Below are 21551 nucleotides of genomic sequence, written 5' to 3'. Positions count from 1 at the left end.
GTTCATCCCGATGTGCCCTGCACAACAGGCAACAATCGGACCCGCTTGTGAACGCGTTCACATTCACAAGCAATTATGGCGCACCTGTTTTCGAACAGCGAAGGGGGGTCCCCCCAAGTCCTGGGGGGACCCCCCTCCTCACGAGATGCCGCGACACCCTCGGCCGACCGAGGGCCGGCTCGGATCAGACCTGCCGGACCGGGCCAGACCGCATCAGACCTGCCGGACCAGACCGGACCCGACCGGATCAGGCCTCCTTACGGAACGCCTCCGCCGTCTTCAGGAAGATGTCGTTCGCCTCGGTCTCCCCGACGGTGACCCGCACGCCCTCGCCCGGGAACGGCCGGACCACCACGCCGGCCCGCTCGCAGGCCTGGGCGAAGGAGACCGTCCGCTCCCCCAGCCGCAGCCACACGAAGTTGGCGTGCGTCTCGGGCACCGTCCAGCCCTGGGAACGCAGCGCGTCGACCACACGGGTGCGCTCGCACACCAGCGAGCCGACCCGGCCCAGCAGCTCGTCCTCGGCGCGCAGCGAGGCGATCGCCGCCTCCTGCGCCAGCTGGCTCACCCCGAACGGCACGGCCGTCTTGCGCAGCGCCGCCGCCACCGGCTCGTGGGCGATGGCGAAACCGACGCGCAGCCCGGCGAGGCCGTACGCCTTCGAGAACGTGCGCAGCACGCAGACGTTCGGCCGGTCGCGGTAGAGCGTCACCCCGTCCGGCACCTCGGCATCGCGGATGAACTCGCGGTAGGCCTCGTCCAGGACCACCAGCACGTCGGAGGGCACGCGGTCGAGGAACCGTTCCAGCTCGGCCCGCCGCACCACCGTGCCGGTCGGGTTGTTCGGGTTGCAGACGAAGATCAGACGCGTGCGTTCGGTGATCGCGTCCGCCATCGCGTCCAGGTCGTGCACATCGCCCGGCGTCAGCGGGACCCGTACGGAGGCCGCCCCGCTGATCTGCGTGATGATCGGGTACGCCTCGAAGGACCGCCAGGCGTACATGACCTCGTCGCCGGGGCCGCTGGTGGCCTGGATCAGCTGCTGGGCGACACCGACGGAACCGGTGCCCGTGGCCACGTGCGCGGCCGGTACGGCGAAGCGCTCGGCCAGCTCGTTGGTCAGGGCCGTGCACGCCATGTCCGGGTAGCGGTTGAAGGAGGAGGCGGCCGCCGTCACCCTCTCCATGACCCCCGGCAGCGGCGGGTAGGGGTTCTCGTTCGAGGACAGCTTGTACGCCACCGGACCGCCGGCCGCGGCGGGCTTCCCCGGCTTGTAGGTGGGGATACCCTCCAGCTCGGCACGCAGCTTCGGGCTTGTCTCGCTCACCGCAGTCCTCCTCGTGACCACCACCGGCATCCAATACTGCACACCTTATGAGGATTGGACGCCGCTGCGTATGGGTCGGATGCCATCACTCGTGCGCGAGGCCGACCTCGTCCGTCTCACCGACATCCGGGGCGTCTTCATGTGAATGTGCATGAAATGGGGGGCGCGTCCACATATATCTATGCGCCGGTGGCTTGCGCCGTGGCGCGCATCCCTCGTGAAGGTGAGTTGAGACCTCTTCGAGACATCGAGGGGTCGGCAGGCCCATACGTGCCACCACGTCACGTCCTAACATGACACCGGGTAACTGCCATGGTTTCAAAGGTACTTGGGCCTCAACGACCATGCAGAAACGTGCCTGTCAACGCGTGCATATGCGTCCGCACTACCCCACCGCAAGAGCCCTACTATCGGCTCGCCATGACAGCAGCAGGGAAGCACCAGGTGAGCCGCGCGGAAACCTCACGCCGAGGGAGCCGGCCGGGCCGGGCGGGCATCAGAGACGTGGCCGCCGCCGCCGGGGTGTCCATCACGACCGTCTCCGACGCCCTCAACGGCAAGGGGCGCCTCCCCGACGCCACCCGGCGCCATGTCCGCGAGGTCGCCGACCGGCTGGGGTACCGCCCCTCGGCCGCGGCCCGCACTCTCCGTACCGGCAAGTCGGGCCTCATCGGCCTGACCGTGACGACGTACGGGGATGAACCTTTCACCTTCACCGAGTTCGCGTACTTCGCCGAGATGGCCCGCGCCGCCACCTCGGCCGCGCTCGCCCGCGGCTACGCCCTGGTCATCCTGCCCGCGACCTCGCGCCACGACGTGTGGTCGAACGTCGCCCTGGACGGCACGGTCGTCATCGACCCCTCCGACCAGGACCCGGTCGTCGGCGAGCTGGTGCGGCAGGGCTTACCGGTGGTCAGCGACGGCCGCCCGGCCGGCGCGCTCCCGGTCACCGCCTGGGTCGACAACGACCACGAAGCCGCAGTCCTCGGCATCCTCGACCACCTCGCCGAGGCCGGCGCCCGCCGTATCGGCCTGCTCACCGGCACCACGACGGACACCTACACCCACCTGTCGACGACCGCCTACCTCCAGTGGTGCAAGCGCGTCGGCCAGGACCCGGTGTACGAGGCCTACCCCGCCCACGACCCGTGCGCGGGCGCCGTCGCCGCCGACCGGCTGCTGGCCCGCCCCGACCGGCCCGACGCCGTCTACGGGCTGTTCGACCCCAACGGCACCGATCTGCTCGCCGCCGCCCGCCGCTACGGCCTGCGCGTCCCCGAGGACCTGCTGCTGGTGTGCTGCAGCGAGTCCACGGTGTACGCCAGCACCGAGCCGCCCATCACCACGCTCTCCCTGAAGCCGCGCCGGATCGGCACGGCGGTCGTCCAGCTCCTCATCGACGCCATCGAAGGGGTCGAGTCGGACCAACCGGTCGAGCAGGTCATACCGACCGAGCTGATCGTGCGGACCTCGTCCCAGCGGCGCACCCGGCGCAGGACGATCAGCCCGCCCCGCGCGTCGGAGGACCGCTAGGGCACGGGTGGCCGCGGGATGACCCAGGACACGAGTGGCCACAGGATGACCCGGGACACGAGTGGCTGCGGGATTGCCGAAGACTGCCCAATCGGGGCGAAAGCCACGGTGAACCGGAGTCCAGTCCCGATTCACCACCCCTGGGTCATCACATGGCGCGATCCGCGTTCCTATGATGGGCCCACGACACCGCGGGCCGCTGCGACCAGGCAGTCCGAAGCGGTGCACAGGCGGCGCGATGGTGGAGGGGTCGATGACTCAGGGGGCCGGTCAGGGACCCGAGGTGGAGCGGACGGCTACGCTGCGCGACTTCCGGGTTCCCGCGTACGTGAACGAGACCGGTCCGTACGCCCACGGCACGCAGCCCGCCGAAACGGTCCGGCCGCCCGAGGAGGCCCCCGCGGCTCCCGCGGCTCCCAGGGAGGGCTACCCGGCCGCGTACACGCCCACCGAGCGCGACCTGCCGGTCATCAAGCGCGGTGACACGCATCAGGTGGCGGTCGACCCGGTCTCCGCGCCGACCCGGCAGTCCGCCACCCGCCCGGGTCCCCTCTACGTCGTCGGTGACGTGCACGGCTACCTGGATCAGCTCGTCGCCGCGCTCCAGGAGAAGGGGCTCGTCGACTCCGCCGGCCAATGGTGCGCGGGCACCGCGCGGCTGTGGTTCCTCGGCGACTTCACCGACCGCGGCCCGGACGGCATCGGCGTCATCGACCTCGTGATGCGGCTGTCCGCGGAGGCGGCCGCAGCCGGCGGCTACTGCAAGGCCCTCATGGGCAACCACGAGCTGCTGCTGCTCGGCGCCAAGCGGTTCGGCGACACCCCCGTCAACTCCGGCGCGGGCACCGCGACCTTCCAGGCGGCCTGGCTGCTCAACGGCGGCCAGAAGTCCGACATGGACCGCCTGCAGGACCACCACCTGCAGTGGATGGCCCGGCTCGACGCCGTCGAGGCGGTCGACGGCTACCTGCTCGTGCACTCCGACACCACCTCCTACCTCGACTATGGTGCCTCGATCGAAGAGGTCAACGACACCGTCCGCGAGACGCTCACCCGCAACGACGCGAACGAAGTCTGGGATCTGTTCCGCAAGTTCACCAAGCGCTTCTCCTTCCGCGACGAGGGCGGCGCCGACGCCGTGCGCTCCCTGCTCGATACGTACGGCGGCACCCGCATCGTTCACGGCCACAGCCCCATTCCCTATCTGCTGGGCGAAGTCGGCTCCGAGGACGGCGAGGAGTCCGCGGGTCCGGTCGTGGAGGGGCCGCACGTCTACGCCGACGGACTCGCCATCGCGATGGACGGCGGCGTGACCATGGCCGGAAAACTGCTGGTCCAGCAACTGCCCCTCGACAACTGACCGTTCACCGGGCAGCCCGCCTGTCGAGACGACCGCGCAGGTCGGCACCCAATTTGTGGAAACCCCCTGTCACCGCGCGCCGTCACGGCTCTACCATCGGCTTATCCGTAGCAGGCTCCCCTCCGTTTCTGCCCGACGGCTCGCCGCCATGCGAGCCCCAAGCCCTACGGAGCATCGGGGGATGCACATGAACAGCGTTCCGCAGCACCTGCTGAGCGAGGACCGCCAGGAATACGAGCGGATCCTCGATGAGGCGCTGCGCTCCGCCCCACACCACCCGGAACTGGCCGCTGCCGGACAGCGGCTCAACTCGGAACAACTGCGGACCATGGCGCTGAGCGCCACCGCCGTCATAACGGCGGCCGCGGCGACCGAGTACCACCACTACGTCAAGGTCCGCGAGGAACTGCGCCGGCCGGCACCGGCCGTCCCGTCCTCCCTCATCGAAGCCGACTCGGCCGAGCCGGGCGGGCCCCTCCGACCAGCCGCCACCATGGGTGAGGTCGCCGAGACTCACGGCGCGGGCGCGGGTGCCGTCGTCGCGGTCCTCGCCCCCGTCCTCGCCGGGACCGCCGCGGCCCTCTTCCTGCTCGTCGGCTACATCCTGAGGATGCTGGACCCGACCCAGGCGTTCGCCCAGTCCATGATCACCGCGGGCTGGGTGTTCGGTGCCCTGACCGCGGCCGCGATCCTCGCCGCCGCCGCCGGACTGCTGCTCACCGCGCTGCGCAACCGACCCTCGCTCGACAGCGGCGCCTACGCCGAACTGGGCGAGGAGGTCGCCCAGGCCAGGGAAGCCTGGCAGGAGGCCCTGCTCGAACGGGGCATCCTGCCGTTCCTGCGCGACGCGCTCGCCGAGCCCCGCTCCCCCGCACCGGGGCATACGGGCCCGGCGGCACCGACCGGCCGCATGCCGCAACTCGGCTATGGCCGACCAGGTTTCAGCAGCCCGGACGACGGAGCCCCGAGCCGCCGCCCGCGCTTCTCCAGTCCCGACTTCAGCAGCCCGGACTTCGGAGGCCCGGACCACCAACCGGAGTAACCAGCGCCCCGCGCCCTCACCCCGGCCAGGACCGCACCCTCGCCCCCAGGGCCCGGCGCGCGCCCCGCCACCCCGTCCCGCACCTGCCGGGCCGGGGCGCCGGGGACGCCCGCACACGGCGAGCCCACGCAGGCCATTCAGAGCAGCCGTAGTTCAGGCAGACAGTCGACCACGACTACGACACACACGAGATTTCCGGTGCTCGAGCGCCCCAGCCACCACGCCGTTGGGCCGACCGAACAGCGGCAAAGGGAGCGGTGCCCTTGCCTGCTCGCCAAGAGCACCGCCCGCCATGCATCAGTCGGCGATCGGCAGGTACACCCGGTTACCCGCCTGCGCGAACTCCTTCGACTTCTGCGCCATCCCCTCGGCGATCTCGGCCCGGCTGGCGCCGTGTTCACGACGGATGTCCTGCGAGATCTTCATCGAGGACGGCTTCAGTCCGGAGTAGGCCCCACGCGTAAGGAGAACTGCAGACCGTCGGCTCCGTGAGGACGGTGAAGCTGCGCCGAGCATCGGCCCGCTGTCATACCGGGATGGCACAGTGCAGCACCATGAACATTGATCGTTTCTGGAGCATCATCGAATCCGCGCGCTCTTCGGCCGCCGTCTCCGGAGTGCTCTTCGACGAGGCGCTGGTGGACCTCCTCGCCGGCTGCCCGCCGCAGGAGATCCTGGAGTATGCCGAACGGTTCGATGAGGTACACGATGCTCTGTACCGGTGGAACGTATGGGCGGCCGCGTACCTCATAGGCGGCGGCTGCTCCGACGACAGTTTCATGGACTTCCGAGCGGGAGTGATCGCACTGGGGCGGGACTGGTACGAGCGCGCAGTTCTGGATCCGGACAGCCTCGCCGAACACCCCACTGTCATCGAAGCCGCGAGCACCCACCGCGACGAGGCGGTGTTTTACGAGGACGTGAACTACGCGGCCAGTGGCGCTTTTGCACGCCTCACAGGAAACCCGGACGCCTTCTACGATGCCTGGGCCGAGTACCGGTCAGCTCACGAGCAGGACAGTGACGCAGCGGACATGGGGGAAGACTTCGACTTCGACGACGCGGATGAGATGCATCGGCGATTGCCCCGTCTGGCAAGGCTCTACCTGGAAGCCGGCGACTAGTACTCCAGTCTGGTTTTGTGATCTCGCGTAAGGAACGTCTGGGTGTCTTACGGGCTGTGTGCGGGCTGCTGGATCTCGGTGCGGATCATTGGGCACCTGGAGGTCGCCGGAGTGGCGGGTCCGCGCAGCCGCGTCCGGTTACGAGCTCGAGGGTGGTCTTCCTTCGCCGGTCAGTGAGCTGTCGCAAGCCGCTGATACACCGTCACCCGTCGGCCCGGATTTGCTCGTCAGCCACTGGTGTGAAGTGCTTCTTCAGCACGGCGGTCTTGATCTTGTCCCGCTCGGCCGTCACCGGTTTCGCCACCTGCGTTGCGTCCGTCACCAGCAGTATCCGTTGCTGGGCAAGCATCGCGGCACGTATGTGATCCGGGCTTGCCTCCACACCCTTCAGGGTCCCGGACTTCTCTGGGCTCTCTACGAGAGCGATGTCTCGCAGCCCGGAAAAGGCACTTGGCGAGACGGACTTGGTGTCCCGACGTGCCGACGGGATGAAGAGCACCGCACTTCCGGTCGTTCTCATCCGCCGGACGTTCGACGCTATCGCCAGGACGTCGTCCACCCTGCTTGCCGGGGACCGCTTGACCAGTGACTGCGGCAACAGTGCCACCATCGCTGCGACGACCACTGCGGGGAGAATCCACTTCGACGCTCTCGGGAGCCGGGGCCTGGCTGCCTGTATCGCCGAGCCAATGGTGGTGCCGATCAGCAGTGCCAGACCCAGCATGCTGTAGAGGATGTAGCGGTCCAAGAACAACGGCTGGATCAGGGAAAGAGCGATGAGGTCGATCTGCGGCACCGCCAGCAGCGGTAACCCGACGGCTGCTGCCGACGGTCGGCCTGCTCGGGGCCGGTCCAGTAGGGCGCCGACGCCACCGATTGCCAGCAGGACCGCGGGTCCGATCAACATGTGCCAGGACATCGGCGGTATCCATGACACCTGTGCGGACTGGCCCCGGCTGAAGAGGATCAACGGCAGCACACAGGCGGTGGCGGCCGCGGAGGCCGTCGTCCAGCGTGTCCAGATCTCGCGCCCGGCTCGGGTCCACAGCAGAGTTGCCAGGTGTGCCGGGAGGATCACGAGCGAGAGCCAGTTCAGCAGCCCCATCAGCAGGACGGTGCTGCTGTATGCAGCCCAGTGCAGCGTACGAACACGCCTTTGGAGCGCGGTCGTGAGGAGCAATGTGGAGATCCCGGCTCCGGCTGCGACCAGTGCATAGGGCCGACCCTCTTGGAGGTAGAACTGCACAGCCGGCAGCAGCCCGAACGCCATCCCTCCCGCTAAGCCCGCCCACACGCCGGCCAGCCTGTGGCCGATGACTGCCACGCAAGCCGCCGCGATCCCCGTGGCCAGCACCGAGGGCAGCCGCAGAGTTGTGGTGCTGGGCCCAAAGCACTCAAACAGCGCGTGCATCAACAGGTAGTAACACCCATGCACGACGTCGACGTTCCCCAGCATGTGCCAGATCTCAGCCGTGGAGCGCTGGGCTACCTGCCAGGTCGCGGCCTCGTCCCGCCATACGCTGTCCTGCCGCGAAAGCCCCCACAGGCCAAGGGCAACAGTCCACAGCATCGGAAGCAACCAGACGAGAACAGTGCGACGCAGGGCAGTTTCTGCCATGAAAGTTGTTCCGACTGCCGGGTAGCGAGGCGGCAAACGTAACTTGCGGTCAATCGACATGAAGGAGGGCTTCCGGAACGGCCGTTGAAGAGGGCGGGTTGTCAGGTATCACTCACTGACCACGAACCCTATGCACCCTAGCGCCCGCGCGCAGCCGAGTGGATCTTGAACCGGCCTCACGAGCACGATGGTCGCCGTCCAGAAGCTGAACGAAACGTCCTGGTATTCCACTGCGGTTTTGCGATCTATCCAGCGGGTTCGTTGGCGGTCCGTCGTCGGTAGTGGCTGCGTCGGGCTGTTGCCTGGTGGCGTCTGCGCCAGTTGGACCAGTGCAGCAGGCTGGCCGCGGTCACGGCTGGTGGGTTGAAGACGGCGGCAAGTAGGTGGCGGATCTCCGGGACGGTCAGCGTGATCGGATCGCGGCTGCGGGCGAGGTGGTGCGCGTCGGCGGGCCGCTGGGGTGCCGCGTCGGCGGCGAGGGCGGTCAGAAAGGCCAGGGCGAGCATCGCGAGGGTGATGTGCCGGTGCCATGAGGTCCAGTGTCTGACCTGGTAGTGGTCGAGTCCGACCTGGCTCTTGGCGGCCTGGAAGCATTCCTCGATGCTCCAGCGGATGCCAGCGACGCGGACCAGTTCGGACAGGGGCATTTCGGTGGGTGACCAGCACAGGTAGAAGGCGAGTTCGCCGGTGGACCGGTTGCGTCGGATGAGCAGGTGCCGGTGGCTGTCGGTGTCGATGTGGATCCAGGCCCAGTCGTAGTACCGCGGGCCTTTCGCTCCGTTTCCTGCGCTCTGACGGTGCCAGGCCATGGCGGGCAGGCGGCCGGCGACAGTATCGGCGCGAGCGGGAGTGCGGCCGTGGTTGATCCTCACCCGTGTCGAGCAGGCAACGGCCATCACGTAGCCGATGCCGCGTGGCTCGAGGGCGGCGCGGAGCTGGGGGTCCTGGCCGTAGGCTTTGTCGCCGGTTACCCAGGAGGCGGTGATCCCGGCTTCCAGCGCGGCGGCGATCATCTCCGAGGCCAGACGGGGCTTGGTGGCGAACTGCACGGTCTCGGGTATCCCGGCCGCGGTGCGGCGTTCGGGATCATTGGACCAGGAGTGTTCCGGGAGGTAGAGCCGTCGATCGATCAGGGCCCGTCCCCGGCTGGTGGCCAGGGCGAGGAACACGCCGACCTGGGCGTTCTCGATGCGTCCCGCGGTGCCGGTGTACTGCCTCTGCACTCCTGCCGAGGACCGGCCCTTCTTCAGGAAGCCGGTCTCGTCGACAACGAGAACGCTGCCGTCGGAGCCGAGGTGTTCGGCGGCGTAGGCACGCAGGTCGTCGCGGACGGCATCGGCGCCCCAGCGGGCGTAGCGCAGCAGGCGTTGCAGCGGCCCAGGCTGCGTATGGCCCGCCTGTTCGGCCAGCTGCCAGCAGTTCTTCCGTTCGGCGCTGGACAGCAGCCCGAGCAGGTAAGCGCGGGCTGCGGCCCGGGGCTCAACTCGCCTGAATCTGCCCGCGATCCGGGCCATGACCTGGTCGAACATCGCCCGCCAGCGGGCAGGGTCTACGTTATGGCCTGCGGCCACCGCACGATCTTCAGGAGTCCACACAACCCCCGATGATCACGCGGTGGCCGTACCCGTACCCAGCCGGGTCCGCGACAAGATCGCGAAGTCAGACTGGAGTACTAGCTGGAGCGGAACGGACGGCCCGCGACTGCTCACAAGGCGCGGGCCGTTCCGTGGAGATACAGGTCACTCCGCCAGCGGCAGGTACACCCTGTTCCCGCTCGCAGCGAACTCCTTCGACTTCTGGAGCATCCCCTCCGCGATCTCCTCCTGAGACGTCCCTTCAGCCGCACCGCCGAACCGCTCTGTGATGCTTTGGCTAATCTTCATCGAGCAGAACTTCGGGCCGCACATCGAGCAGAAGTGGGCCGTCTTGGCGGGTTCCGCCGGGAGGGTCTCGTCGTGGAACTCCCGTGCCGTGTCCGGGTCGAGGGAGAGGTTGAACTGGTCCTCCCACCGGAACTCGAAGCGGGCGTCGGACAGTGCGTCGTCCCACTCCTGCGCGCCCGGGTGCCCCTTGGCGAGGTCGGCCGCGTGGGCGGCGATCTTGTAGGTGATGACACCGGTCTTGACGTCGTCACGGTTGGGCAGCCCCAGGTGCTCCTTGGGCGTGACGTAGCAGAGCATGGCCGTGCCCCACCAGGCGATCATCGCGGCGCCGATGCCGGAGGTGATGTGGTCGTACGCCGGGGCGACGTCCGTCGTCAGCGGGCCGAGCGTATAGAACGGAGCCTCATCGCAGATCTCCTGCTGGAGGTCGATGTTCTCCTTGATCTTGTGCATCGGGACATGGCCCGGGCCCTCGATCATGGTCTGTACGTCCAAACGCCTGGCGATCCGGCCGAGTTCCCCGAGCGTGCGCAGTTCCGCGAACTGTGCCTCGTCGTTGGCGTCCGCGATCGAGCCGGGCCGGAGTCCGTCGCCCAACGAATACGTGACGTCGTAGGCCGCGAGGATCTCGCAGAGCTCCTCGAAGTTCTCGTAGAGGAACGACTCCTTGTGGTGCGCCAGGCACCAGGCGGCCATGATCGAGCCGCCGCGCGAGACGATGCCGGTCTTTCGGTTGGCGGTCAGCGGCACGTAGGCGAGGCGTACACCGGCGTGGACGGTCATGTAGTCCACGCCCTGCTCGGCCTGCTCGATGACGGTGTCCTTGTAGATCTCCCAGGTCAGCTCCTCGGCCTTGCCGTCCACCTTCTCCAGAGCCTGGTAGAGCGGGACCGTGCCGATGGGGACGGGGGAGTTGCGCAGCACCCACTCACGGGTGGTGTGGATGTTGCGGCCGGTGGAGAGGTCCATGACCGTGTCGGCGCCCCAGCGGGTCGCCCAGGTCATCTTCTCCACCTCCTCCTCGATGGAGGAGGACACCGCGGAGTTTCCGATATTGGCGTTGACCTTCACCAGGAACCGCTTGCCGATGATCATCGGCTCGATCTCCGGGTGGTTGACGTTGGCCGGCAGCACCGCGCGGCCCGCCGCGATCTCCTCGCGGACGGTCTCGGGAGCAACGTTCTCCCGGATGGCCACGAACTCCATCTCCGGCGTGATCTCCCCGCGGCGCGCGTAGGCGAGCTGCGTCACCGCTCCTCCGTCGCGGCCGCGGCGCGGCTGGCGCGGCCGCCCCGGGAACACCGCGTCGAGGTTGCGCAGACCGCCGCGTGGCGAGGTGTGCTTGATCCCGTCGTCCTCGGGACGGACGGGACGGCCCGCGTACTCCTCGGTGTCGCCGCGGGCCACGATCCAGTTCTCGCGCAACGGCGGCAGGCCCCTGCGGACATCGGTACCGACGAGTGGATCGGTGTACGGGCCGGAGGTGTCGTACAGCGTGACGGACTGCTCGTTGGTGAGGTGCACCTGACGGACCGGCACTCGCAGATCGGGGCGTGAGCCCTCCACGTAGCCCTTGTGCCAGCCGATGGACTTCCCGGCCTCCCCGTCGGCAGCGTCGGAAGCGGTCCGCTCCGCGTCGCTGGAGATCTGATCGGAGGCAGGCGTGCGTACGTCCTTGTTGGTCATGAGACCTACTCCCTACGCCGGCATTACCCGGTAACAGGTTCGGCGGTCGACGCAGCGGATTCCGCCTGCCGGCGTTTCCTGTGAAACATCGCACGTTCCACGTGAAACATCGCAAAGACGGAGGTCAGCGCCCTCTCAGCCCGGTGCTCCGAGCTCCCGCGTGTGCAAAGGTGCCTCCACGCTAACGTCATTTGTGGCGCGGTGAACAGTGGGCCTGTGCCGTTCTTGCGATGATCGGGCGGTGACCACGACAGAGCAGTTCCCCCATCCGCCGCCCGAACCCCGACGCGGACAGGACGTCCGGCACGGCCAGGAAGCCACCGCCACGGACCACGGACACGGCCCCGCGACGGGTGGCGGGCACGGCCCGGGGAGCAGTACCGGTCACAGCCCGGGGAGCGGCACCGGGCACGGCCCGGGGAGCAGTACCGGTCACAGCCCGGGGAGCGGCACCGGGCACGGCCCGGGGAGCAGTACCGGTCACAGCCCGGGGAGCGGCACCGGGCACGGCCCGGGAAGCGGTGGCGGGCACGGCCACAGCCACAGCCACGGACCAGCCGCACCCGTGTCGAAGCACCTCCGCAAGGTGATCGCGGCGATTCTCATCCCGTTCGCCGCACTGGTGGCGGCCGGACTCGCGGTGCTGTGGCCCGGCGGCGCCCCGTCGCACGAGCGCACCGGTGTGGGCTTCGACCGGCAGACGCAGCAGGCCACCGTCGTCGAGGTGCTCCAGGTCAGCTGCCAGTCGGTGAACGTCTCCGGTGACACACCGACCGGCGACACGTCCACCGCCGAGGGTTCCTCCGCACAGCAGCAGCAGTCCGGGAACTGTAAGAAGGCCACGATCCGGGTGGACGGCGGCAAGGACAAGGGCCGTACCTTCACCGAGATCGTGCAGCCCGACCAGTCCCGGCAGCTGCACCAGGGCGAGAAGGTCGTGGTCGCCTACGAGCCCTCGGCACCCAAGGACTTGCAGTATTCGGTCACCGACGTCAACCGGCGCTTTCCGATGGCGCTGCTGGCCGGTCTCTTCGCACTCGCCGTCGTGGTCGTCGGGCGGATGCGGGGCGTGATGGCGCTGGTCGCGCTGGCCATCAGCTTCCTGGTGCTGAACCTCTTCGTCCTGCCCGCGATCCTGCAGGGCTCGAACCCGCTGGTCGTGGCGGTGGTGGGGGCCAGCGCCATCATGCTGATCGCGCTGTACATGTGTCACGGCCTGTCCGCCCGTACCTCGGTCGCGGTGCTCGGCACGCTGATCTCGCTGATGCTGATCGGCTTCCTGGGCTCGCTGTTCATCGGCTGGGCCGCGCTGACCGGCAACACCGACGACAGCACCGGTCTGATCCACGGCCTGTATCCGTCGATAGACATGAGCGGCCTGTTGCTCGCCGGTGTCATCATCGGCTCGCTCGGCGTCCTGGACGATGTGACGGTGACACAGACCTCGGCGGTCTGGGAGCTGCACGAGGCCAACCCCGCGATGGGCTGGCGCGGGCTGTACCGCGCGGGCATCCGTATCGGACGCGACCACATCGCCTCCGTCGTCAACACCCTCGTCCTCGCGTACGCGGGTGCCGCGCTCCCGCTGCTGCTGCTGTTCTCCATCGCGCAGAGCAGCGTGACGACCGTCGCCACCAGTGAGCTCGTCGCGGAGGAGATCGTGCGCACGCTGGTGGGCTCGATCGGTCTGGTCGCCTCCGTTCCGGTCACCACGGCGCTGGCGGCACTCGTGGTCTCGGCCGACCGCACGGGACGGACGCAGGCCGCGGCACAGGCCACGCTGCCCGCTCCGGCGCGCGGTGGAAGGGGCAGGCGCCGCAGGCGCTGACTGCGTACGCGGAGGCTCCTTGGGCGGCCGACGAAGCGTTCCTGCACCCCCTGAGGCCGTGGCGAAGCGTTACACCACCGCCGCGTCCGCTGCCGTACCCCTCAGCCTGCGCTCTGTTCCTCCGCCAGGATGCGGTCCAGGGCTTCGTCGAGGTGGGCGTCGAAGTCGGCCAGCGCACCCTCCTGCCCCAGGGGCACCAGCTTGTCCGTACGGTCCAGGAACGCCACCAGCGGGGCCGTCGAGGAGCGGAACAGCGCCCGGTCCCCGCCGACCTGAAGCCGGATCAGGACCTCGCTCAGCGAGTCGCGGCCGGCCGGTGAGATGCGCACGTCACCGTCCCCGCACGGCGTCCCCACCCCGTCGATCAGCAGCTCTCGCCCGAACGCCCAGGTCACCGGGGCGTCTCCCGGCAGATGGAAGGTCAGCCGCACGGCATAGGGATCACAGGTCTCGTACCGCAACTCCACCGGGATGCGGAAGGAGAGCTCCTCGGACACGAGAAAGCTCATCATGACCTCTGCCTGTACGGACTCGCGCATCGCTACCCCGTTGTTTGCCGTCGACTGGCCGGGAATCCATCCCGTAACAATGGTGCATCTTGCTGAACGTACACATCAGATCACAAGGAGTGAGTTTTCAGATACTGATAGAGAGCGCCAGGGTGCCCAGACGCCGTCCCACCTCGTGTTGCAGCCGGCGTGCGGCGGGCAGCAGCCGGTCCGCCTGATGGGCCGGCAGGGAGAGGGCCATCGCGGCCGCCGTGGTGCCCACCGTGATGGGAATCGCCGCGCACACCGCCCCCAGCGCGTACTCCTGCCGCTCGGTCACCGGCTCCATCGGCCGGGCCCGTTCCAGGCGCCGCAGCACCGTGTGCTCGTCACGGACCGTGTACGGAGTGAGGGACTGCACGGGGTAGCGGTCGAGGTGATCGCGGCGGCCCCTGTCGTCCAGCTGGGACAGCAGGCACTGGCCGATCGCGTGCGCGTGCCCGGTCTCGCGGAAGCCGGCCCATTCCTCGACCGCCGGAATGGCCGCGGTGGCGGAGACGCACATGAGCTCGATCTCGCCCTCGCGGTACATCGCGTAGTACAGCGGCGCACCGATGGCATCCCGCCACTGGGCGAGCGCCTCGACGATCGTGGTGCGACGTTTCTGCGCCGCTCCGCTGCTACTCAGCCGCTCAGCGGCCTCACCCAGGAAGAACAGACCCCGGTCGCGGCGCAGATAGCCCTCGTGAACGAGGGTGCGCAGCAGGTGGTAGGCGGTGGGCAGGGCCAGACCCGTCTCACGGGCGAGCTGCTTGGCGGGCGCTCCGTGCTCGTGCCGCGCGACGGTCTCCAGCAGGCGCATCGCACGCTGCACGGATCCGATGAGGGTCGGGGGCTGCTGGGGCCTCGGCTGCTCCGGGACCGTGGCCCTGGGCCGTTCCAACGGGGCCGACGAACGCGGCTGCGCCGGGAGGGCCGTCGAGCGGGACGGCCCCCGGGGTGCGGGCGGCGCGTGCCGTTCTGCGGGTGCGGTGTCAACCGTGGCCAAGGGGTCACTCCCGTAGCGCGAGGGGGCAGCCGTGCGGGGAACACGAATGGGGGTGTACGCCGCCCGCGGGGGCCGGCCCCCGCGTCGATCTCCGGACCTTATCCGCCTGTCACCGCACACGGACGGCTTGTCCGGGAAACTTCCCTCCCGCGAGGGAACCGGCGACTCCCGTTACCGGTTCACCGGTACCCCCTGGCACTCACCAGTCGCTGCGTGAGGACGACCCCGCCATGAACTTCCGCACGATGTAGATCAGCCCGCCGACCAGCGCGACGAAGATCAGCACCTTGAACAGCAGCCAGACCACGAAGCCGATCACGCTCGCTATCACGCCGCCGAAGACGACCAGAGCGATGACGGGCACCGCGATCCACTTCACCCACCACGGCAGACTCGCGAAGATCTCTCGCATTGCCCTCGTCCTCATCTCTCCGCCGGCGCGGTGCCGGGCCCTGTCGGCATCCCGCACTCCCCGGTGCGGGCCCTGTCGATGTTCTGCACTCGATGCTAGAGCCGGGAGGGCGCCCCGCGGAGCCCTCGCACCCCTTGTCCTGCCCTGACCGGTCCCCTAGGGAACCCCGAGACGCCGCCTCAGGCTTCCGGGGGAGAGAACACCACCAGGACCCTCAGATCCTCGCTGATGTGGTGGAACTTGTGGGCGACTCCGGCCGGCACGTACACCACGCTGCCGCGGGCCACCTCGGTCGTCTCCAGACCGACGGTGATCGAGGCGCGGCCGCTCACGACGAAGTACACCTCGTCCTGGTTGTGCGGCTTCTGCGGGTCGTGCTCGCCCGCGTTGAGCGCGTACAGACCGACCGACATGTTCCGCTCGCGCAGGAACTGAAGGTAGGCGCCCTCGTTGGCGGCTCGCTCCGCCTCCAGTTCGTCCAGCCGGAATGCCTTCATCGCCCTCGCCCGTACTCGTAGTCGATCTGGTCTGCCACGATCAGACACATGAAGAATTTCGTAGTCAAGACGATCGCCAACGCGGGCGCCCTGGCGGTCGCCGTGTGGCTGCTCGACAAAATCACTCTGACCGGCGACAGCACCGCCAAGAAGGCCGGCACGCTGATCGTCGTCGCTCTGATCTTCGGGCTGGTGAACTTCCTGGTCAAGCCGATCGTGAAGGTACTGACCTTCCCGTTGTTCATCCTGACGCTGGGCCTGATCACCCTGGTGGTCAACGCTCTGATGCTGCTGCTGACGTCGTGGGTGTGCGGCAAGCTCAACCTGAGCTTCCACGTCGAGGGCTTCTGGACGGCCGTCCTGGGCGGCCTGATCGTCTCGGTCGTCTCCTGGGCGCTGAACCTGGTTCTGCCGGACGAGGACTGAACCGAGGGGCCGAGGGAGCGCCCCGAGGGGGAAGTGGGCGGCGGGCCGCGCGGCGCTCGCCGCAGGACGACAGCAAGCGAAGGAAGGCAGAGCGGTATGAACGACTCCGCTGCGGACGACCCGAACGGCACCCGGGAGCAGTCCCGTTTCCCCACCGGGGCCGGTGACGGCACGCGTGCGGTGCGGGCCGGGCTGCCCGAGCCGGTCAAGCACGAACCGACACTTCCGGGACCGGTGTTCGCCGCCCACTTCCATCTGCCGGGCGACCCCACGGGCCCCTACACCTACGGCCGCGACGAGAACCCGACCTGGACGCTGCTGGAGCGCGCCATCGGCGAGCTGGAGGCACCCGGGCAGGACGGCGTCGAGACGCTCGCCTTCGCCTCCGGCATGGCCGCCATCTCGTCGGTGCTCTTCTCCCAACTGCGCGCGGGGGACGCGGTGGTGCTGCCCAGCGACGGCTACCAGGCGCTGCCCCTGGTGCGTGAGCAGCTCCAGGAGTACGGGATCGAGGTACGCACGGCACCGACCGGCGGGGACGCCCAGCTCGACGCGCTGGACGGGGCACGGCTGCTGTGGATCGAGTCCCCGTCGAACCCGGGGCTGGACGTGTGCGACATCCGGCGGCTGGTCGAGGCGGCACACGCGCGTGGCGCCCTGGTCGCCGTGGACAACACCCTGGCGACCCCGCTCGGGCAGCGGCCGTTGGCGCTGGGCGCGGACTTCTCCGTGGCCAGCGGCACCAAGCAGCTCAGCGGACACGGCGACATCCTGCTGGGATACGTCGTCGGCCGCGACGGTGAGGCCATGGCGGCCGTACGCCGCTGGCGCAAGATCGTCGGTGCCATCCCGGGACCGATGGAGGCCTGGCTCGCCCATCGTTCGATCGCCACCCTGCACCTGCGCGTCGACCGGCAGAACGCCTCCGCCCTCGCTCTCGCCGAGGCGCTGCGTGGCCGGCCCGAGGTGACCGGGCTGCGCTACCCCGGGCTGCCCGACGACCCCTCCCACAAGATCGCCTCACGGCAGATGCGGCGCTACGGGTGCGTGGTGTCCTTCACGCTGCCCACGCGTGCGCGTGCCGAGCGCTTTCTCGACGCGCTGCGACTCGTGGACCCCGCGACGAGCTTCGGCGGGGTGCGCTCCACGGCCGAGCGGCGAGGACGGTGGGGCGGTGACGCGGTGCCGGAGGGCTTCATCCGGATGTCCGTCGGTGCGGAGGACCCCGAGGACCTGGTGGCGGATGTGCTGCGCGCGCTGGAGGAGTCGGCCGAGCCGGCTCACTGACCGCTTCCCGGACGCCGGCCGGTCCCCGGCAGGCGCCTGCCAGGTCTCCTGCGAGTGCCGGCGGTCTCCGTCCGTTTCCGTCCGTGCACAGCGGGCGGTCCGAGCCTCCCCCCTCGTGGCTCGGACCGCCCTCGGTTCCGCGCGCGAAGAACCGCGCGAACAAGGCTAGTTGACTCTGTGTCAGTGTCCAATCACAGTAGCGACAGAGACCTATCGACATATTTATAGTTGGGCGGGGCCGGGGGGGCCGCACAAGAGGGCACCAAGAGGGGTGGGCGTGCCATGGATCTGGCATTGCTGCGCACGTTCGTGACCGTGCACCGAGCGGGCTCCTTCACCCGCGCCGCGGCGCTCCTCGGTCTCTCCCAGCCGGCCGTCACCTCCCAGATCCGCACGTTGGAACGGCAGTTGGGACGTCCCCTGTTCCTGCGCCAGGCCCGCGGTGTGACGCCCACGACCATCGGCGACGAGCTCGCGCACAAGGCCGCGCCGCATCTGGACGCGCTCGTGGAGATCACCGAGACCGGCCTGGACGACGAGTCCTCCCTGCGCACGCTGCATCTGGCCGGGCCGCCGGAGTTCATCGCCGAGCGGGCCCTGCCCGCGCTGACCGGGCTGACCGGCGACGACGGGGAGGGCTTCGCGCTGCGCACCTCCTTCGGGACCGCCGAGGAGGCCCTGAACGGCCTGTCCGCCGGACATCACGATCTGGCCATCAGCACGGCCCGGCCCCGCGGCGGACTGCTCACGGCGGCTCCGCTGTGCGACGAGGAGCACGTCCTGGTCGCCGCTCCGCGCTGGGCCGAGCGGATCGACCAGGCGACACCCCGCCGTACGTCCGTACCCGCCCTGGACACCGTCCCCGTGATCGAGGTCCACGAGTCGCTGCCCTTCGCCTCCCGCTACTGGGGGTCGGTCTTCGAGGCCCGGCCCGCGGCCTCCGGCACGGTGATCGTCCCCGATCTGCGCGCGGTCCTCGCCTGCGTGGTGGCGGGCGCGGGGCTCGCGGTGCTGCCCCGGTATCTGTGCACGGCCGCCCTGGGGCGGGGGGAGATCGTGCCCCTGCACGAGCCGGCGGTGCCACCGCTGCGCACCTACTTCCTCGCGGTCCGTACCGGAACGCTGGCGATGCCGCACATCGCGCGGGCCCATGAGTGGCTGCTGCGGGCGGCCACCGCCTGGTGCTGAGCGGAGAAGAAGGGAGGACAGGGGAGGGCAAGGGAACACGGGGCGGGAGAAGTGCGCGGCATGAGACCGGGGCGGCATGCGATGTTTCACGTGGAACCAGCCGGGCCACATTTCTCCCATGACCGTCCGACCCGTGGTCAAGCGCACCGCCCGTGCCGTTCTCCTCGATGGTGACGACCTGATCCTGATCAAGCGCACCAAGCCCGGTGTCGATCCCTACTGGGTCACTCCCGGTGGCGGGGTCGAGCCCGGGGACGCGACCGTCGTCGACGCTCTGCACCGCGAGGTGCACGAGGAACTCGGCGCCAAGATCACCGACGTGGTGCCCTGCTTCGTGGACACCGTGGAGCACATCGGCGAGGACGGCGGCGCGACCGGTGTGAAGGTGCAGCACTTCTTCGTCTGCCGGCTGGAGTCCATGAACCTCTCCCAGCGACATGGCCCCGAAGTGGATCAGCCCGCCGGCGAGTACGAGATCGTACGGGTGCCGTTCACACGAGTCGGCATCGCCTCCGTCCATCTGGTTCCGCTGTCCCTGCGCCACTACCTGGACGGAAACATCGAGGGCGTGCGGGCCATGCACGCTCCCGACCTGGGCTGAGGAACGGGTCACCCGGCCGTGGCCAAAAGCACGTACGTCCGGTCCGAAACGGGTGGACGCCGAGGGGGTCCTTCGGACAGCCTGACCTGCGTGTCGACTCCTTCTCCCGCTCATTCCCCCATCCGCCGCCTGACGCTTCGCGATCTCACCGCCTGCGCCGACTTGTCCGAGGACCGGGGGTGGCCGCGGGAGGAGCACAAGTGGAGCTTTCTTCTGACGGCCGGGACGGGCTACGGCATCGACGACCCGGACGGAGGACTCGTCGCCGCGTGTGTCGTGAGCGAGTACGGACCGCAGGGCCGCCCGGATCTCGGCGCCATCGGCATGGTCCTGGTCGCCGAACGGCATGCCCGCCAGGGCATCGGACGGCGGCTGATGCGCCACGTGGTCTCGACGATGGGCAGCACCCCTCTGACCCTCCATGCGACCCCGCTCGGCCGCCCGCTCTACGAGGAGCTGGGCTTCAAGGTCACCGGCAGGGCGGAGATGGTGGTCGGGCACTTCACACCGGACGCGTCGCGGACTCCTGTCGCCACGCGCGCGGCCACCGCGGCGGACCTTCCGGGCATCCTGCGGCTCGACGAAGAGGTGTTCGGCATTGATCGAACCCCGGCCATCACGCGACTGCCCGCGTTCGCCGACCAGTTGCGCGTCGCCGAGGAGCACGGCCGGATCATCGGGTACGCGGCGGCCTGGCCCAACATGGACACCCATGTCGTGGGTCCCCTGATCGCCCGGGACACGGAGACGGCCAAGGCCCTGATCGCCTCCCTCGCCGCTCGAACCGACCGCCGGCTGCGCACGGACATCGACGTACGCCACGAAGAGCTGCTGGGCTGGGTGACGGAACGCGGGCTGGCGCCGGTGATGCGCAATGACGTCATGATGTACGGCGTCGCGGAGTCGCCCGGGGACTGGACCCGTCGGTTCGCACCGCTCACCGTGGCGGCGGGCTGAGGCAGCCGCTCCGGGCTCATGTCTTCCCGGAGCTCCCGGCTTCCGCCAAGCCGGAAGGGCGCAATAGTTGCGTGCGCGCTATACCTCCAAAGGCTGTCTATCGTTGCGCTGCCCTATCCTGGATTCAGCCGCTCCGGGACGGAGGAAACGCCCATGACAGCGAGGGACCCCGCGCTGACCGCCCTGGCCCAGGGCTGGTCCGCGCTCGCCCTGCTGTACGGCAGGATCGAGACGCACATCGAGCGCGCCCTTCAGGCCGGGCACGATCTCAGCGTGCGCGAATACTCGCTGCTCGACGTGCTCAGCCGGCAACACGACGGTGAGGGTGGCCATCTGCAGATGAAGCAGGTCGCGGACGCGGTCGTCCTCAGCCAGAGCGCCACCACCCGGCTGGTCACCCGGCTCGAGGACCGCAGTCTGCTCGAGCGCTATCTGTGCCCCACGGACCGCCGCGGCATCTACACCAACGTCACCGAAACCGGTCTCAAGCTCCTGGCCCAGGCCCGGCCGACCAACGACGGCGCCCTGCGCGAGGCACTCGACGAAGCCGCGAAGAACCCCGATCTGGCACCGCTGGTCCGGGCCGTCGAGTCCTTGCACGCGACCGCCCCGGCATAGACCCGCCCCGGCATGGTCCCGGTGCGGGCCGGACCAGCCCATAGGGTGCGGGACATGGAAGATCTCGCCATACGAGCCGCTGTCGCCGCCGACGTCCCCGCCATCGTGGCCATGCTCGCGGACGACCCGCTGGGGGCGCAGCGTGAGTCCCCGGACGACCTCGCGCCCTATCTGACCGCGCTGGAGCGGCTCAGCGCCGATCCCCACCAGCACCTGGTGGTCGCCGTGCGCGAGGACCGCGTCGTCGGCACGCTCCAGCTCACGATCATTCCGGGCCTGTCCCGGCGCGGCTCCACCCGGTCGATCATCGAAGGCGTCCGCATCCACGCGGGCGAGCGAGGCAGCGGCCTGGGCACGCGGCTCATCGAGTGGGCCGTCGACACATCACGGCGCGAAGGCTGCCAGTTGGTCCAGCTGACCTCGGACAGGACACGCACCGACGCCCACCGCTTCTACGAGCGGCTGGGTTTCGAAGCCTCGCACCTGGGCTTCAAGCTTCACCTGTGAGCACCTCGAACACGCCGAGGGGTGGGCGTTTCACGTGAAACGCCCACCCCACACGGCCACCACCGCGCAATCCCCATCAGCCCCACCCCCACCCGGCCACCCCGCCGCGCCCGCAACCCTA

20 protein-coding genes, 2 pseudogenes and 1 riboswitch are annotated in these 21551 nt (G+C 69.2%); of the genes and pseudogenes, 13 read left to right on the top strand and 9 right to left on the bottom strand.

Annotated features, from left to right (window positions below):
* Nucleotides 1-247: 247 nt before the first annotated feature.
* Entirely contained in the window at nucleotides 248-1327 is a 1080-nt protein-coding gene (hisC, locus tag ACIQMV_RS17970; RefSeq protein ID WP_402593735.1) for a histidinol-phosphate transaminase, read from the bottom strand.
* Between the two features lie 13 nt (nucleotides 1328-1340).
* On the opposite strand from hisC, the gene ACIQMV_RS17965 reads away from it, so the two are divergent.
* The 4 genes from ACIQMV_RS17965 to ACIQMV_RS17950 all read left to right on the top strand — a co-directional run bounded on the left by ACIQMV_RS17965 (nucleotide 1341) and on the right by ACIQMV_RS17950 (nucleotide 5262).
* On the top strand, nucleotides 1341-1472 hold the full coding sequence (locus ACIQMV_RS17965) for a hypothetical protein (RefSeq protein WP_402593734.1): 132 nt from the start codon (nucleotides 1341-1343) through the stop codon (nucleotides 1470-1472).
* 275 nt (nucleotides 1473-1747) lie between these two features.
* A complete protein-coding gene (locus ACIQMV_RS17960; RefSeq protein WP_141359897.1) occupies nucleotides 1748-2860 on the top strand; it encodes a LacI family DNA-binding transcriptional regulator in 1113 nt (370 codons plus the stop codon).
* A 238-nt stretch (nucleotides 2861-3098) separates the two neighbouring features.
* On the top strand, nucleotides 3099-4220 hold the full coding sequence (locus ACIQMV_RS17955) for a metallophosphoesterase (protein WP_402593732.1): 1122 nt from the start codon (nucleotides 3099-3101) through the stop codon (nucleotides 4218-4220).
* 181 nt (nucleotides 4221-4401) lie between these two features.
* Nucleotides 4402-5262 carry a hypothetical protein gene (locus ACIQMV_RS17950; protein WP_141359895.1) on the top strand — a complete coding sequence of 287 codons (861 nt, stop codon included), beginning with the start codon at nucleotides 4402-4404 and terminating at the stop codon, nucleotides 5260-5262.
* Between the two features lie 297 nt (nucleotides 5263-5559).
* Here the strand turns inward: ACIQMV_RS17950 and ACIQMV_RS17945 are convergent.
* Nucleotides 5560-5706: pseudogene (locus ACIQMV_RS17945) on the bottom strand (thiamine biosynthesis protein ThiC); the annotation flags it as partial.
* A gap of 110 nt (nucleotides 5707-5816) precedes the next feature.
* Here ACIQMV_RS17945 and ACIQMV_RS17940 point away from each other — a divergent pair.
* Nucleotides 5817-6386: a DUF4240 domain-containing protein gene (locus tag ACIQMV_RS17940; RefSeq protein WP_402593730.1), complete on the top strand. Its 570-nt coding sequence runs from the start codon at nucleotides 5817-5819 to the stop codon at nucleotides 6384-6386.
* Nucleotides 6387-6556: 170 nt separating this feature from the next.
* Here ACIQMV_RS17940 and ACIQMV_RS17935 read toward each other — a convergent pair.
* The 3 genes and pseudogenes from ACIQMV_RS17935 to thiC form a co-directional block, all read right to left on the bottom strand.
* Nucleotides 6557-8004 (bottom strand): annotated as a pseudogene (locus ACIQMV_RS17935) (hypothetical protein).
* 245 nt (nucleotides 8005-8249) lie between these two features.
* Nucleotides 8250-9533, bottom strand: coding sequence for an IS701 family transposase (locus ACIQMV_RS17930; protein WP_402593728.1), 1284 nt, complete (start codon nucleotides 9531-9533; stop codon nucleotides 8250-8252).
* 210 nt (nucleotides 9534-9743) lie between these two features.
* The gene (thiC, locus tag ACIQMV_RS17925) at nucleotides 9744-11573 is read right to left on the bottom strand and encodes a phosphomethylpyrimidine synthase ThiC (RefSeq protein WP_402593726.1); all 1830 of its coding nucleotides are present in this window, start codon (nucleotides 11571-11573) and stop codon (nucleotides 9744-9746) included.
* Nucleotides 11566-11743: riboswitch (TPP riboswitch) on the bottom strand. (Overlaps the previous gene by 8 nt.)
* Before the next feature lie 71 nt (nucleotides 11744-11814).
* On the opposite strand from thiC, the gene ACIQMV_RS17920 reads away from it, so the two are divergent.
* Nucleotides 11815-13401, top strand: coding sequence for a YibE/F family protein (locus tag ACIQMV_RS17920; RefSeq protein WP_402593725.1), 1587 nt, complete (start codon nucleotides 11815-11817; stop codon nucleotides 13399-13401).
* A 101-nt stretch (nucleotides 13402-13502) separates the two neighbouring features.
* On the opposite strand, the gene ACIQMV_RS17915 is transcribed toward ACIQMV_RS17920, so the two are convergent.
* The 4 genes from ACIQMV_RS17915 to ACIQMV_RS17900 form a co-directional block, all read right to left on the bottom strand.
* Nucleotides 13503-13940, bottom strand: a complete 438-nt coding sequence (locus ACIQMV_RS17915) for an SsgA family sporulation/cell division regulator (RefSeq protein WP_141359892.1) — start codon at nucleotides 13938-13940, stop codon at nucleotides 13503-13505.
* 97 nt (nucleotides 13941-14037) lie between these two features.
* A complete protein-coding gene (locus ACIQMV_RS17910) occupies nucleotides 14038-14937 on the bottom strand; it encodes an IclR family transcriptional regulator (protein WP_402593722.1) in 900 nt (299 codons plus the stop codon).
* Nucleotides 14938-15136: 199 nt separating this feature from the next.
* Nucleotides 15137-15349 carry a DUF5326 family protein gene (locus ACIQMV_RS17905; RefSeq protein WP_141359891.1) on the bottom strand — a complete coding sequence of 71 codons (213 nt, stop codon included), beginning with the start codon at nucleotides 15347-15349 and terminating at the stop codon, nucleotides 15137-15139.
* A gap of 179 nt (nucleotides 15350-15528) precedes the next feature.
* The gene (locus tag ACIQMV_RS17900) at nucleotides 15529-15846 is read right to left on the bottom strand and encodes a cupin domain-containing protein (RefSeq protein WP_023548672.1); all 318 of its coding nucleotides are present in this window, start codon (nucleotides 15844-15846) and stop codon (nucleotides 15529-15531) included.
* Between the two features lie 48 nt (nucleotides 15847-15894).
* Between ACIQMV_RS17900 and ACIQMV_RS17895 the strand changes: the two genes are divergently transcribed.
* From ACIQMV_RS17895 to ACIQMV_RS17865, 7 genes are all read left to right on the top strand, one after another.
* The gene (locus ACIQMV_RS17895) at nucleotides 15895-16272 is read left to right on the top strand and encodes a phage holin family protein (protein ID WP_141359890.1); all 378 of its coding nucleotides are present in this window, start codon (nucleotides 15895-15897) and stop codon (nucleotides 16270-16272) included.
* A 96-nt stretch (nucleotides 16273-16368) separates the two neighbouring features.
* Nucleotides 16369-17559, top strand: coding sequence for a cystathionine gamma-lyase (locus ACIQMV_RS17890; protein WP_402593720.1), 1191 nt, complete (start codon nucleotides 16369-16371; stop codon nucleotides 17557-17559).
* 282 nt (nucleotides 17560-17841) lie between these two features.
* Nucleotides 17842-18747, top strand: coding sequence for a LysR family transcriptional regulator (locus tag ACIQMV_RS17885; protein WP_402593718.1), 906 nt, complete (start codon nucleotides 17842-17844; stop codon nucleotides 18745-18747).
* Between the two features lie 118 nt (nucleotides 18748-18865).
* A complete protein-coding gene (locus ACIQMV_RS17880) occupies nucleotides 18866-19348 on the top strand; it encodes an NUDIX domain-containing protein (protein ID WP_141359887.1) in 483 nt (160 codons plus the stop codon).
* Between the two features lie 90 nt (nucleotides 19349-19438).
* On the top strand, nucleotides 19439-20305 hold the full coding sequence (locus ACIQMV_RS17875; RefSeq protein WP_402593716.1) for a GNAT family N-acetyltransferase: 867 nt from the start codon (nucleotides 19439-19441) through the stop codon (nucleotides 20303-20305).
* Between the two features lie 153 nt (nucleotides 20306-20458).
* Nucleotides 20459-20923, top strand: a complete 465-nt coding sequence (locus ACIQMV_RS17870; protein WP_402593714.1) for a MarR family winged helix-turn-helix transcriptional regulator — start codon at nucleotides 20459-20461, stop codon at nucleotides 20921-20923.
* 54 nt (nucleotides 20924-20977) lie between these two features.
* Nucleotides 20978-21430 (top strand): GNAT family N-acetyltransferase, encoded by a 453-nt coding sequence (locus tag ACIQMV_RS17865; protein ID WP_402593712.1) that lies wholly within the window; start codon nucleotides 20978-20980, stop codon nucleotides 21428-21430.
* Nucleotides 21431-21551: the final 121 nt, after the last annotated feature.

The organism is Streptomyces sp. NPDC091412 (assembly GCF_044756885.1).
GTDB lineage: Bacteria > Actinomycetota > Actinomycetes > Streptomycetales > Streptomycetaceae > Streptomyces.
This window is presented reverse-complemented; position numbering and strand designations above follow the sequence as displayed.

Bases quoted from the DNA above. Each gene is read 5' to 3' on its own strand.
- ACIQMV_RS17950 (WP_141359895.1), top strand. From the start codon at position 4,402: ATGCACATGAACAGCGTTCCGCAGCACCTGCTGAGCGAGGACCGCCAG.
- ACIQMV_RS17865 (WP_402593712.1), top strand. From the start codon at position 20,978: ATGGAAGATCTCGCCATACGAGCCGCTGTCGCCGCCGACGTCCCCGCC.
- ACIQMV_RS17940 (WP_402593730.1), top strand. From the start codon at position 5,817: ATGAACATTGATCGTTTCTGGAGCATCATCGAATCCGCGCGCTCTTCG.
- ACIQMV_RS17915 (WP_141359892.1), bottom strand. From the start codon at position 13,940: ATGCGCGAGTCCGTACAGGCAGAGGTCATGATGAGCTTTCTCGTGTCC.
- ACIQMV_RS17880 (WP_141359887.1), top strand. From the start codon at position 18,866: ATGACCGTCCGACCCGTGGTCAAGCGCACCGCCCGTGCCGTTCTCCTC.
- ACIQMV_RS17870 (WP_402593714.1), top strand. From the start codon at position 20,459: ATGACAGCGAGGGACCCCGCGCTGACCGCCCTGGCCCAGGGCTGGTCC.
- ACIQMV_RS17895 (WP_141359890.1), top strand. From the start codon at position 15,895: ATGAAGAATTTCGTAGTCAAGACGATCGCCAACGCGGGCGCCCTGGCG.
- ACIQMV_RS17960 (WP_141359897.1), top strand. From the start codon at position 1,748: ATGACAGCAGCAGGGAAGCACCAGGTGAGCCGCGCGGAAACCTCACGC.
- ACIQMV_RS17900 (WP_023548672.1), bottom strand. From the start codon at position 15,846: ATGAAGGCATTCCGGCTGGACGAACTGGAGGCGGAGCGAGCCGCCAAC.
- thiC (WP_402593726.1), bottom strand. From the start codon at position 11,573: ATGACCAACAAGGACGTACGCACGCCTGCCTCCGATCAGATCTCCAGC.
- ACIQMV_RS17890 (WP_402593720.1), top strand. From the start codon at position 16,369: ATGAACGACTCCGCTGCGGACGACCCGAACGGCACCCGGGAGCAGTCC.
- ACIQMV_RS17885 (WP_402593718.1), top strand. From the start codon at position 17,842: ATGGATCTGGCATTGCTGCGCACGTTCGTGACCGTGCACCGAGCGGGC.
- ACIQMV_RS17955 (WP_402593732.1), top strand. From the start codon at position 3,099: ATGGTGGAGGGGTCGATGACTCAGGGGGCCGGTCAGGGACCCGAGGTG.
- ACIQMV_RS17905 (WP_141359891.1), bottom strand. From the start codon at position 15,349: ATGCGAGAGATCTTCGCGAGTCTGCCGTGGTGGGTGAAGTGGATCGCG.
- ACIQMV_RS17930 (WP_402593728.1), bottom strand. From the start codon at position 9,533: ATGTTCGACCAGGTCATGGCCCGGATCGCGGGCAGATTCAGGCGAGTT.